The 12,006-nt window shown below is 55.2% G+C and carries 10 protein-coding genes; 3 read left to right on the top strand and 7 right to left on the bottom strand.

Annotated elements, in window-relative coordinates; all coding sequences use genetic code 11:
- Positions 1–21: 21 nt before the first annotated feature.
- The 7 genes from lptE to CA264_RS05350 form a co-directional block, all read right to left on the bottom strand.
- Positions 22–549, bottom strand: coding sequence for an LPS assembly lipoprotein LptE (gene lptE / locus CA264_RS05320; protein ID WP_051364330.1), 528 nt, complete (start codon positions 547–549; stop codon positions 22–24).
- Positions 533–1,810 carry a sigma-54 interaction domain-containing protein gene (locus CA264_RS05325; RefSeq protein ID WP_025605232.1) on the bottom strand — a complete coding sequence of 426 codons (1,278 nt, stop codon included), beginning with the start codon at positions 1,808–1,810 and terminating at the stop codon, positions 533–535. Before CA264_RS05325 ends, lptE begins: the two co-directional genes overlap by 17 nt.
- Positions 1,811–1,911: 101 nt before the next feature.
- Positions 1,912–3,342, bottom strand: coding sequence for a tRNA (N6-isopentenyl adenosine(37)-C2)-methylthiotransferase MiaB (gene miaB / locus CA264_RS05330; RefSeq protein ID WP_025605234.1), 1,431 nt, complete (start codon positions 3,340–3,342; stop codon positions 1,912–1,914).
- Positions 3,343–3,521: 179 nt separating this feature from the next.
- Complete coding sequence (locus CA264_RS05335; protein WP_025605236.1) at positions 3,522–4,811, bottom strand: anthranilate synthase component I family protein; 1,290 nt, start codon at positions 4,809–4,811, stop codon at positions 3,522–3,524.
- Between the two features lie 6 nt (positions 4,812–4,817).
- Positions 4,818–6,290, bottom strand: a complete 1,473-nt coding sequence (locus CA264_RS05340; protein WP_119570422.1) for a tetratricopeptide repeat protein — start codon at positions 6,288–6,290, stop codon at positions 4,818–4,820.
- Between the two features lie 48 nt (positions 6,291–6,338).
- On the bottom strand, positions 6,339–7,070 hold the full coding sequence (locus CA264_RS05345) for a zinc ribbon domain-containing protein (protein WP_025605240.1): 732 nt from the start codon (positions 7,068–7,070) through the stop codon (positions 6,339–6,341).
- A 3-nt stretch (positions 7,071–7,073) separates the two neighbouring features.
- Complete coding sequence (locus CA264_RS05350; protein WP_025605242.1) at positions 7,074–8,174, bottom strand: Nif3-like dinuclear metal center hexameric protein; 1,101 nt, start codon at positions 8,172–8,174, stop codon at positions 7,074–7,076.
- A gap of 72 nt (positions 8,175–8,246) precedes the next feature.
- On the opposite strand from CA264_RS05350, the gene lpxK reads away from it, so the two are divergent.
- The 3 genes from lpxK (at position 8,247) to CA264_RS05365 (ending at position 11,942) form a co-directional block, all read left to right on the top strand.
- Positions 8,247–9,299: a tetraacyldisaccharide 4'-kinase gene (gene lpxK / locus CA264_RS05355; RefSeq protein WP_025605244.1), complete on the top strand. Its 1,053-nt coding sequence runs from the start codon at positions 8,247–8,249 to the stop codon at positions 9,297–9,299.
- Positions 9,300–9,337: 38 nt separating this feature from the next.
- Positions 9,338–11,263 carry a putative porin gene (locus CA264_RS05360; RefSeq protein WP_084196159.1) on the top strand — a complete coding sequence of 642 codons (1,926 nt, stop codon included), beginning with the start codon at positions 9,338–9,340 and terminating at the stop codon, positions 11,261–11,263.
- Positions 11,264–11,333: 70 nt separating this feature from the next.
- Complete coding sequence (locus CA264_RS05365) at positions 11,334–11,942, top strand: MiaE family protein (protein WP_025605247.1); 609 nt, start codon at positions 11,334–11,336, stop codon at positions 11,940–11,942.
- Positions 11,943–12,006: the final 64 nt, after the last annotated feature.

Here is a 12,006-nt window from a genome sequence, read left to right on the forward strand (position 1 = left end):
GCTGCTTTTTGTAAGTCGGCATTACCAATCGGCTACCGTTTTGTTAAACACATCCACCACCAGCTGCTCTGAGAGCTGCTCTATCTGTGCGGTGGAGAGTTGCGTTACGTCAATGTTCTGCGGAAAGTCCTGCGAAATGGAGAACGTTCTGTCAAAATCCTTCTCCGGCTGCTTCACATTGGTAAAACGAATCTGCACCCCAAGCGTCAGGCGGTTAAGGGAGGCGATGTCCTGCTGCCCTTCGCGCTGGATAGCCGCTGGCGTATAGGTAAAGCTAACAATCTGGCCCTCCAATTGCAAATCTCCCTGGCTCTGTACGATGGCTAGGTTTGTGTTGCGGCGGTAGTATTCCTTAAAGTTATTGGTCACTACCTGCGTCAGGTTAGAGGGGCCCTCGCCTGTGCTGTTCTCCAGGTTCTGGATGGAAATCGTTTTGATATCCGGTGAGATGGTGGTGCCGGTAAAGGAGTAAATGCCGCAGCCACCGCACATAAAGAGCAGCAGCAGTAGCGTGTAGCCAAGTAGGCGGGTGTTAGTCTTCAATGTCATACTGCTTTAATTTGCGGTACAGGGTGCGCTCCGAAATGCCCAGGTCCTGTGCGGCATACTTGCGTTTGTTGTTGTGCTTCTTCAGCGCCTTCAGGATGAGCTCCTTTTCTTTGTCCTCTAAAGATAGGCTTTCTTCCTCTGTTTCGTGCGGAATGTCCTCTACTTTGTCTTCCTCATAGTCCTGCGGCTGGCTGTGCTTTACCGGCAGGTAGTATGGCTCGTGCTGTAGCGGCTCCTGCGGGTAGTTGCGCCCGTTGTAGGAGGGCTGCTCCATGTTCTCGAACAGGTGGCTGTGCTCCCGCAGCAACTCCTCGTCGTTCGGCTGGTGGGCCAGCATGTCGAACACCAGCTTCTTGAGTTCCGACATATCGCGGCGCATGTCAAAGAGCACCTTGTAGAGCAGGTCGCGTTCGGAGATCTGCCCCTCTGCGGAGTTCTCCTTGGCCAGGAGGGCTGGCAGTTGGGAGCCCTGGTCGCGCGGCAGGTAGCGGCGCAGCGTCTCTGCGTCCACCTCACGGTCGTACTCCAGCACTGAGATCTGCTCCACGATATTTTTTAGCTGGCGGATGTTACCCGGCCAGCGGTACGCCTGCAGTTCCTGCACGGCATCCGGAGTCAGGGAGATCGGCTGCACTTTATACTTGTCCGAAAAGTCGGAGGCGAACTTGCGGAACAGCAGGTAAATGTCGTTGCCGCGCTCGCGCAGCGGAGGCACCGAAATGGGCACCGTGTTCAGGCGGTAGTACAGGTCTTCCCGGAAGCTGCCTTTCTCCACAGCCTTCATCAGGTTCACGTTGGTGGCCGCCACCACCCGCACATCCTTTTTCTGCACTTTGGAAGAGCCTACTTTAATGAACTCGCCATTCTCAAGTACGCGCAGCAGGCGGGCCTGCGTTCCGAGGGGCATTTCACCGATCTCGTCCAGGAAAATGGTGCCGCCGTCTGTTACCTCGAAATAGCCTTTGCGCGCGTCCTGCGCCCCGGTAAAGGAGCCTTTTTCGTGGCCGAACAGCTCTGAGTCGATGGTTCCCTCCGGTATGGCGCCGCAGTTGATGGCAATAAACTGGCCATGCTTGCGCGGGCTGAGCTGGTGGATGATCTTGGAGAAAGACTCCTTGCCGCTGCCGCTCTCGCCGGTGATGAGCACCGTCATGTCGGTGGGGGCCACCTGTGCCGCCACCTGTATGGCATAGTTCAGCAGGGGGGAGTTTCCGATAATGCCGAAGCGCTGTTTTATACTTTGTATATCGATATTGCGCATTTCTTAAGATTTGAAGATGAGAAGACTCGGAACCAGGCAGTAAAGAATGTGCGGCTGTAAGTGCATACCCTTCCCGGCCCCACATTCCTAACTCTTCGGTCCTAATCTACTGCTTCCCCGAACAGGGTGCCTACGCTGCAGTCGTGTACAAACACATTCACGTAGTCGCCTTTCTTGTAGTGCTTTTTATCGAAGATAACCACTTTGTTCTGGTCGTTGCGGCCGCTCAGCTGCTGGTCAGACTTCTTGGAGAAGTTCTCTACAAGCACGCGGTGTACTTTGCCCACATCACGCTTGTTGCGGTTAAGGGAGGTCTCGCGCTGCTTCTCGATGATCTCGGCCAGGCGACGCTTCTTTACCTCCAGCGGAATGTCATCCTCCAGTTTGCGCGCAGCCAGGGTGCCGGGGCGCTCAGAGTAGAAGAACATGTAGGAGTAATCGTACTGCACATAGTCCATCAGCGACAGCGTATCCTGGTGCTCTTCCTCCGTTTCGGTGCAGAAGCCTGCAATCATATCCGAAGAAATGCCGCAGTCCTCACCCAATATGCTGCGGATGGCATCCACTCTGTTAAGGTACCACGCGCGGTCGTAGGTGCGGTTCATAAGCTCCAGCACGCGGGAGTTGCCGCTCTGCGCCGGCAGGTGGATGTACTTGCAGATGTTGTCGTACTTCTTCATCGTGTACAACACCTCGTCCGTGATGTCTTTAGGGTGGGAGGTAGAGAAACGGATGCGAAGGTCCGGGCTCACCAAAGCCACCTTCTCCAGCAGCTGCGCAAAGTTCACGCTCTCGGCCCCGTCTTCTGACGCCCATTTGTAGGAGTCAACGTTCTGGCCCAGCAGGGTTACCTCTTTATAGCCGTTGTCCACCAGCTGCTGCGCCTCGCGCACGATGGAGTTGGCGTCGCGGCTGCGCTCACGGCCGCGGGTAAACGGCACCACGCAGAAGGAGCACATGTTGTCGCAGCCGCGCATGATGGAGATAAAGGCGCTCACGCCGTTGCTGTTCAGGCGGATTGGGTTGATATCGGCGTAGGTCTCTTCGCGCGAAAGCAGCACGTTCACGGCTTTCTGGCCGCCGTCCACCTCGTTGATCAGGTTAGGCAGGTCGCGGTACGCATCCGGGCCCACCACCAGGTCCACGATCTTTTCCTCTTCCAGCAAGGATTTCTTCAGGCGCTCGGCCATACAGCCCAGCACGCCGATCATCATCTCCGGCTTTTTCTTCTTATAGTAGTTGATTTGCCCCAGGCGGTTCCGCACCGTCTGCTCCGCCTTCTCGCGGATGGAGCAGGTGTTCAGGAAAACAAGGTCTGCCTGCGCAATGTCGGAAGTGGTGTCAAAACCCTGCTCAAACATGATAGACGACACAATCTCGCTGTCGGAGAAGTTCATGGCGCAACCATAGCTCTCAATGTATAACTTGCGGGTTTTGCCCGTATTCGTTTCTCCCGTTACCTGTGTGTCGCAGGCAGCGGCCTGCTCGGGCGTACGGTTGTCTATAAAATCTAAATCTACTATTGGATCCATATTACCTCAATTACAGCTGCAAATATACTATAATGTTCTCAAAAGTGTGACAGAATGGCAGCTTTAATCAATTGCAAATTATGAATTACGAATTAAGGGCTCCCATCTCAGTAGGGGCAGTCAGTCCTTGTGAATAATCATAGTCTTTAATTAACCATTCATAAGTGAGGGCGCAGCCATCACTGCCCAAGTACCTTCAGAATCGCCTGGGCCTTTAGCAGGCACTCCTCATACTCCTGGTTCGGGTCGGAGTCGTACGTGATGGCGCTGCCGACCATGAAGCTGAGGTAGCCGGTGCCGGCATTGTACTGCATGCTCCGGATAACGACATTGAAATCGCAGTCGCCGTTGCCGCTGATGTAGCCGAAGGCGCCGGAGTAAAGCCCGCGCCTGGTGTCTTCCAACTCTTCGATCAGCTGCATAGCGCTGATCTTTGGCGCCCCGGTCATGCTGCCCATCGGGAAAGTGCCGGACAGGGCGTCTGTCAGATCTTTCTCTGCCCGTAGTTCGCCCACGATGGTCGATATCATCTGCGACACCTGCCGAAACCCGTAAATGCCGAACATTTCCTCGACCTGCACGGTTCCGGTGGCGCAGGAGCGGCTCAGGTCGTTTCGCACCAGGTCCACTATCATCATGTTTTCCGCCAGCTCTTTCTCATCATGGCGAAGCTGCCGCTGGAGTGCCTTGTCTTCCTCGGGCGTACTGCCGCGGCGGATGGTGCCCTTGATCGGCTGCGAGATGAGCTTTTGCCCTTCTTTTTTCATGAAACGCTCCGGCGAGGCGCAAAGCAGGTACTTGTCCTGTAGCTTCAGGTATCCGGAGAAGGGGGTGGGCGACGCGGCGTTCAAGGCCAGGTACAAAGGCAGTGGCTGCAGTTGTACTTGCTCTGCGTAAAACTCCATACAGAAGTTTAGCTCATACACATCGCCCTCCAGGATGTGCTGCCGGATGCGCTCTACCTGCCGCGTGTACTTCTCTCTGGCAACACGCTGCGTTACCTGTATACCAGCTGGTGTGGCGGGAGCGGGGGTAGCCGTGGCACAAATAGCAGCCACAATGTCATTTGCTTTTCTATCAGAAGTATAAAGCCTTATGCTTTCAGAGTTAAAGTATAAGTACAGGTCCGGCACAAAGAATGTCAACAGCGGGAAGCCTATGCCATCGTGGTTGTGGCTGCTGAGCTTCTCCACCTGGTTCTTCAGGTCGTAGCCCAGGTAGCCGCACAGGAGCGGGTGTGGCGCTAGCAGCGTTTTGCGCAGGCTGCCAAAGGCGTCTGCCTCGTTTAAGGGCAAGGCTGCTCCGCCCGATACCGCCAGCAGGTGCTCAAAGCCCTGATGCGGGTAAGGAATGTTGTTCGGGTTGTAGTAGGCGGCCAGCGGGTATGTGTCCGCCCACGCCAGCGCCTTTAGCCGGAACTCCTCCAGGCTGATGGGCAGCTCCTTTTCCAGTATCTCCGTCTTCACCATAAATTATTACATAGCCGACAGCGCCAGTTTGGCTTTGGCATCGATGCTGTTCTTGTATTCGTGGCCCTTGTAGCCAAGGGCCTTTTTAAAGTATAGCGCAGCCTGCTTCGGGTTGTCCAGCTGCTGATAGATATAACCGAGCTGTAAGGCCGCGTTGGGGGCAAAGTACAGGTTGGTGCCCTGGCAAAGCGCTATACTTTGTTGGTACAGTGGCAGTGCCTGACGCAGGGAGTCGAGCCCGTGGTAGATGCGCGCTTTGCGGTAGTAGTACTCTGCCTGCACAGCCTGCGGCGTAGCAGCGTTTAGCTGCTGTTGTGCCAGCTCCTGCAAAGCCTTGTGGTAGTAGCCGCCATCGGAGTGCAGGCGCGCCTGCATTAGAGGCTTTACCAGCGGCTCCTGTCTTTCTGCGTAGCGGGCGGCGTACTTGTCCTCTTCGGCTTCATCAAACCCTACTTGCGCCACCTGCTGTAGGTGCCACATAGCCTGCGGTTTATGGTTGCCAAGGGCATACGCCAGGTGCAGTTTAAAGTGGGCTGATTTCAGGTAGTGCTTCCCCTGGTGCTGCTCCAGGAACAGGCGGTTCTCCTGCACGGACTGCTGATAGTTGCCGCGGAACAAGTATAAATCGCCGGCCATGTGGTGCAGGTAAGGGAACGGGAGGTAAGCCTTGCCGCCGGGCCTGCGCAGGTAGACCTGCAGTGCCGCTTCGCCCCGCTTGCTCTTCTTGAGCAGGTGCATAGCCACGAACTGGTACAGTAAGTTGTCCTGCTGCCTGGCCGCCATGGCGGTGATCTGCTGCAGGGCCTGCTCTTCCTTGTCCTGTGCGGTCATGTGCAGGAGCACGGCCTGCAGGAGTTGGGCCTCCTGGTAAAACGGGTTTGCCTTAGAGGTGGCGCGCTGCAGGTTGGCCATGCCCTGGCTGATGCTGCCCTTCAGGCCGATGATGTTCAGGAACCATTTATACTGGTCCGGCACAGAGCCTATGAGCACCTGCAGTGTGCCCAGGTTCTTTCTGTTTGGGATAAAATCCGGGTATCTGCTGGCGTTGTCGCTGTACTGCAGGTACGCCTTCCGGAACCCCCATGCTGCCGATAGCCTGTTGCCAAACAGCAGTTTGCACATCGCCACCTGCATGTGTACTTCAGCCAGTGCATAATCCCGCCACTCTTTCCGGGGTAGTTTTTCCAGCGCGTCCAGCCGGGCCTCCTGCGCTTCCAGTAGCTGCTCGAGGTGGCGCTGGTCCTGCACCACGCACAGCTCCAGGAAGTCTGCGTAGTTGGCCAGCAACAGGTTCGCTGCCTCGTTACCATCCTGCTGCTGCGCCGGGCGCAGCATAGCACGGGCAGCGCCTACGCGTAGCTTCAGCAGCTCCTGGTAAGCGGCTTTGTGCGAGGCGGTAAGTGCCGGGGCGGCAGCCAGCGGCAATAGGCTTGTCAGCCACAGGCCAAGCACCAAAAAAAAAGGATGGGGTTTAGCCATCCTTTTTAGGTTTGTATGCAAGCGACGTACGCTCAAGATAAACTAGATTTAGAATACACGTTGCTCCACACCAGCCAGAATACGGCCGCAGTGTTCGCAAACTATAATTTTCTTCTGCGCTGCAATGTCTGCCTGGCGCTGAGGAGGTACGGTGTTAAAGCAACCGCCGCAAGCGTCACGCTTCACAGAAACAACGGCCAGGCCGTTGCGCACGTTCTTGCGGATGCGGCTGTACGCGCTCAGCAGACGGTCTTCGATGTTAGAGGCCGCTTTTTCACGGGAATCTTCCAGCTTTCTTTCCTCTTCCTGGCTTTCGCCCACAATCTGCTCCAGCTCTTTCTGCTTGTTTTCCAAGTCTTTGCGACGCTCTTCCAGGCGGTGTTTGGTGCCTTCGATCTCGTTGTTCTTCTGATCGATCTGGTAGTGCGCTTCCTTTATCTTTTTCTCAGAAATCTGGATCTCCAGCTTCTGCAATTCAATCTCTTTGGTGATGGCGTCGTACTCACGGTTGTTGCGTACGTTTTGCTGCTGCTCTTCGTATTTGCGGATAAGGCTCTCTGAATCCTTGATCGCCTGCTTGCGCTGTGCGATAGAGTCATTCAGGCTGGCTACCTCATCATCAAACTTACGAACCCTAACTTCATAGCCTTCAATTTCATCTTCCAGATCCTGAACTTCTTCAGGCAGGTCTCCTCTTACTCGTTTAATCTCATCAAGCTGTGAATCGATGCTTTGAAGCTTTTCCAGAGCTTCCAGTTTGCTGGCTACAGTACTTTCCATGTATTAAAAAGTGTATCTGACAGGGTTTGTGTTTACTTCTGATATTAAGACTGCAAAATTAGGGAATATTTTTGAAATAGCGTCATAAAATATCTCCTTTGTATATACCTCGCTTTCGTAGTGGCCGATGTCTGCGATCATCAGGCGACCTTCCGCATCGAAGAACTCGTGGTACTTTATATCGCCGGTCACGAGCGCGTCTGCCCCTTGCCGCAGTGCGTCTTTTATCAGGAAGCTGCCCGCCCCGCCGCAAACGGCCACACGCTTTACTTTCTTGCTGCCGATGGAGGTGTACCGCAGGCCCTGCAGCTGCATTTTCTCTTTCAGGTAAGACAGAAACTCCTGCTCCGTCAGTTCCTGCTCCAGATCTCCGATCATGCCGATGCCGACTTCCTGGTTCTGGTTCTCTAGCTGGTACAGGTAATGGGCGACCTCCTCGTATGGGTGGGCCTTGGTGAGTGCGGCCATGATCTTGCCCTGCAGGTGCGCCGGGAAGAGCAGCTCCAGGCGGTTTTCCTGTACTTGCTCGGGCTGGCCTTTGCTGCCGACTGCCGGGTTTGCCTGCTCGGAGGGCGTAAAGCGGCCGGTGCCCGTCACGCTGAAGCTGCAGCCGCTGTACTCGCCAACGTTGCCAGCCCCGGCCTGATGGAGCGCCGCCAGCACTTCGTCTGTATGCTCCACCGGCACAAAAGTGACAAGCTGCATGAGCGTGCCGGGTTTGTTTACAAGTATCCGCTGCTGCTGCAGGCCCAGTTTGTCGGCTATCTTGGTGTTCACGCCGGTCAGCACATTGTCCAGGTTAGTGTGGCTGGCGTAGATGGCGATGTTATGCCGGATCGCCTTTATGATAGTGCGCTCCACATAGCTTTTCCCCGTCAGCTGCTTGAGCCCTTTGAAAATAACCGGGTGATGGGCAACGACCAGGTTGCAGCCTTTTTCGATTGCCTCGTCCAGCACGGCTTCGGTACAGTCCAGGGTTACGAGTACGCCGGTAACGTCCGCGTTGGCGTCGCCGGCCTGCAAGCCGGCGTTGTCATAGCTTTCCTGGTAGCGCAGCGGGGCGAGCTGCTCCAGCAGGTTGGTTACTTCATGTATTTTTGCCATAGTTTCTCTCTTTCGTAGTATGTTTAGCGTAGGCACGTTAAAATTAACGTAAATTGCGCCCGTTACAAAACCATGCAAAAGTTTCTCTACATACTGCTTTGGCCCTTTTCCCAGCTGTACGGGGCAATCATGCGCGTGCGCAACTTCGGCTACTCCTATAAGCTCCTGCCTTCGCGCCGCTTTAACCTGCCGGTTATAGCGGTCGGCAACTTGGCGGTGGGCGGCACCGGGAAGACCCCGCACGTAGAGTACCTGCTGCGCCTGCTGCAGAGTTACCGGGTGGCCACCCTGAGCCGTGGCTACAAGCGGCAGAGCAAGGGCTTTGTACTGGCCGATACCACCTGCTCGGCCACTACCGTTGGCGATGAGCCCTTTCAATACTACCTTGACTTTAAGGACGTTGCCGTGGCCGTCTGCGAGAAACGGGTGAAGGGGATAGAGCAGTTGCTGCACCTGTTGCCAAAGCTGGAGGTGGTGGTGCTCGACGATGCCATGCAGCACCGTGCCGTGCAGCCTTCGCTCAACATCATGATCACCGATTTCAACCGACCTTTTTATACGGACCACGTGCTGCCGGCGGGCAGGCTGCGCGAGCCAAGGAGCGGTGCCCGTAGGGCCGATGCCGTTATTGTGAGCAAATGCCCCCCGGACCTGGATGCAGCGCAGCAGGACCGGTTGTCGGAACTTGTGGAGCGGTATACGGCGCCCGGAGTGCCTGTCTTCTTCTCGACCTTTGCCTACGGCACGCCGCAAAGTATAGGCCGTGAGGCAAGGCTTACAAAGCAGGTCGTGCTTTTGACGGGCATTGCCAATGCCGCGCCGCTTAAGCTGTACCTGCGCCAGCAAGGCTACACCGTTTTGCAGCACCTGGCTTACCCGGACCACCACCAGTATACATCTGAGAACCTGCAGCAACTGCAGGAGCTGCTCCAGGAGCCGGCCTATGCCGGGGCTACCGTGCTCACCACCCGAAAAGACGCTGTCAAGCTTTCCGACGGCGCCTTAAAGCCGATGACAGCGCAGCTCCCGATTTTTTTCGTACCGATAGAGGTGCAGTTTCTGGCAGAGCAAGAAGTGTTCGACCTCTTTGTGCTGCAGCATGTGCAAAGCATGGTGCAGCTATAAGCCTGCGATTTCCGTTAATATTTCACTATTTTTGAAACGTGAAGAAAAGAATATCCGCCTTTATACTTGTAGTGCTGTGTTTGCTGCTGGCAAAGCAGGCAGCCGTTGCCCAAATCATCGATGATACCACGAAAGTAATCTACAGCCCTAAAACAGTGCTGGAGCTGTATGAGCAGGATGTGCTGGAGGGGCGCTATACGGCGGTGCCAATCGATACAACGCTGAACAACATGCACAACGAGCGCTACTGGTACAGCGACACAAGCTTTTACCAGCACCTGGGCAACGTGGGCACGGCGGCCACGCCGATGCTGTTTCAGATGCCGGATAAAATAGGGGTGAGGCTGGGCAAAAACATCTTCGACCGCTACGCCTACCAGCCGGACAGGATAAACTATTTCGATACCCGCTCCCCGTACACGCACCTGTACTACATACAGGGTGGCCGCGGTGAGCAGGTGTTCGAGGCGCTCCATACCCGGAACATCAACCCCCGCTGGAACTTCGGAGTGGCTTACCGCATCCTTTCGGCGGATCAGCAGATAGGGCCTGCCTCCCAGGCCAAGGCGACCAAAGGCTTCCTGGATAACCAGGCCGTAAAGTTGTTTACGCACTACCGCTCAGAGAACGAAAAGTATGACCTGTTCCTGAACTACACCTTCATGAAAGTGGAGGAGGTGGAGACGGGTGGTATTGACACGACGGCCAGCGTGGACGATGCCCTGGCACGTTTCAACGAGGCGCCGGTGTACCTGACACAGGCCCAGAATGAGGAGTCGCGGAACAACTTCCACCTGATGCACATCTATCGCCTGGCCAAGGAAAACCTGAAGGTATACCATATCCTTGACTATTACCGGCAGCGCAACGAGTATACCGATGACGATATCCCTGCTACCCTGATTGACGAGGAAGGAAACGGTACTTCTTACCTGTATCCTAACTTCTACCTGAGTGCCAACCGCACAAAAGACGCCACCGAGTACAACGAACTGGAAAACACCTTTGGCCTGACTGGCAACAACAAGCTTTCTTCCTATAGAGCGTACGTTAGGTTGCGCAATGCGGGCATTACCTATGAGGCGTTGCAGGAGACCTCCACCTCTGATACTGCCACCGCAACTGTTTACAATACCATTAGCACCAGCGGAGACTATAACCAGGTATTTATTGGCGGCAATATCCGGCTGTTCTATAAACAGCTGGCAGAGCTGACCGGCAGTGCCGAGTACCAGCTAGCCGGTGATTACCGGGTAAAGGGCCTTGCCAGGATCGGGGGCGCCTACGGCTCTTTGGAGCGCGTGCTTTACTCGCCATCGCGTGTGCAGGAAAACATACTCAGCAACCATTTTGAGTGGGACAGGGATTTCGGCAACACCGTGGTAGACCGTATCGGCGCAGGCCTGCACCAGAAGGTCGGTAACCGCCAGTATGTGAAGCTGGATGCCCACTACACAAACATCAAGCGCCTGGTGTACTATAACAGCGATGCCATGCCTGCGCAGGAGAGCGGCAACCAGCGTTTCTGGGGTGGCACCTTCTCCCACAGTATCTTCTTCGGGCCACTGCATTTCGAGAACCTGGTGGCCTACCACAATACGGACGAAGCCGATAAAATACGCATGCCGGACTGGCTGTGGGAGTCTAAAGCTTATATAGAGGGTCCCATCTTTAAGAACGCGCTGTACCTACAGCTCGGTGTGCAGGGGACTTATGCCAGCGAATACTACGCTTACCATTACATGCCGGTGACGCAGCAGTTCTTTGTTCAGAACAACTTCCAGGTGCAGGGATACCCGGTACTGGATGTGTTTCTGAATGCCGATATCAAAACGGTGAATGTGTTCCTGAAAATGAGCCACGTAAACGCAGAGCTCACAGAGCCGGTTTACTTCGTAACGCCGCTCTATCCGGGTCTGCGCCGTAGCTTTGTATTCGGATTGAAATGGCGCTTTTTTGATTAAAAAGTAAGCCCCTTTCTAGGGGTGGCAGCAGGTTCGCCGCCTGCACAAGTGTCCGTTCAAAATTATGTTTATGTCTACTACCCAACCTACCAAAACCATACTTCGCCTAGAGCTGCCAACTGATCCGCGCTGGGTGAACATTGCCGAAAAGAATATCGAGGAAATACTGGTTGACCACGCCTACTGTGAGCAGAAGGCTGCTACCTCAGGCATTTCCCTTATCGTGAAATACCCGGACAAGGAGCGCCTGGTAGAGGAGATGACGGAGCTGGTAGCCGAGGAGTGGAGCCACTTCGAGCGGGTAATGGAGCAGCTCAAAAAGCGCGGCTACGGCCTGGGGCGCAACCGCCCGGATGAGTATGTGGTGGAGCTGACCAAGCACATCCGTAAAGGCAACAAACGCGAGCGCCAGCTCATGGACCACCTGCTGGTAAACGCGCTGATTGAGGCCCGCAGCTGTGAGCGCTTCAAACTGCTCTGGAAGAACATCCAGGACGAGGAGCTGCAGAAGTTCTACTACGAACTGATGGTGTCGGAAGCGGGGCACTATGTGAGCTTTGTGAAGCTGGCCAAAGAGTACATGCCAGCCGAGGAGGTGGATGCCCGCCTGAAAGAGCTATTGGCCATCGAGGCCGAAATCATCCGTAACCTGGAGCCGCGCCCCGACCGCATGCACTAAGTTAGTTGAGAGTTAAGAGTTAAGAGTGCAGTAGCTACAACTCTTAACTCTCAACTCATAACTT

The organism is Pontibacter actiniarum, from assembly GCF_003585765.1.
Taxonomy (GTDB): domain Bacteria; phylum Bacteroidota; class Bacteroidia; order Cytophagales; family Hymenobacteraceae; genus Pontibacter; species Pontibacter actiniarum.

What these genes read in the sequence shown, in the direction of transcription:
- CA264_RS05345 (WP_025605240.1), bottom strand. Translation starts at nt 7,070, where the DNA reads ATGGAAAGTACTGTAGCCAGCAAACTGGAAGCTCTGGAAAAGCTTCAA.
- CA264_RS05325 (WP_025605232.1), bottom strand. Translation starts at nt 1,810, where the DNA reads ATGCGCAATATCGATATACAAAGTATAAAACAGCGCTTCGGCATTATC.
- CA264_RS05335 (WP_025605236.1), bottom strand. Translation starts at nt 4,811, where the DNA reads ATGGTGAAGACGGAGATACTGGAAAAGGAGCTGCCCATCAGCCTGGAG.
- CA264_RS05365 (WP_025605247.1), top strand. Translation starts at nt 11,334, where the DNA reads ATGTCTACTACCCAACCTACCAAAACCATACTTCGCCTAGAGCTGCCA.
- miaB (WP_025605234.1), bottom strand. Translation starts at nt 3,342, where the DNA reads ATGGATCCAATAGTAGATTTAGATTTTATAGACAACCGTACGCCCGAG.
- lpxK (WP_025605244.1), top strand. Translation starts at nt 8,247, where the DNA reads ATGCAAAAGTTTCTCTACATACTGCTTTGGCCCTTTTCCCAGCTGTAC.
- lptE (WP_051364330.1), bottom strand. Translation starts at nt 549, where the DNA reads ATGACATTGAAGACTAACACCCGCCTACTTGGCTACACGCTACTGCTG.
- CA264_RS05340 (WP_119570422.1), bottom strand. Translation starts at nt 6,290, where the DNA reads ATGGCTAAACCCCATCCTTTTTTTTTGGTGCTTGGCCTGTGGCTGACA.
- CA264_RS05350 (WP_025605242.1), bottom strand. Translation starts at nt 8,174, where the DNA reads ATGGCAAAAATACATGAAGTAACCAACCTGCTGGAGCAGCTCGCCCCG.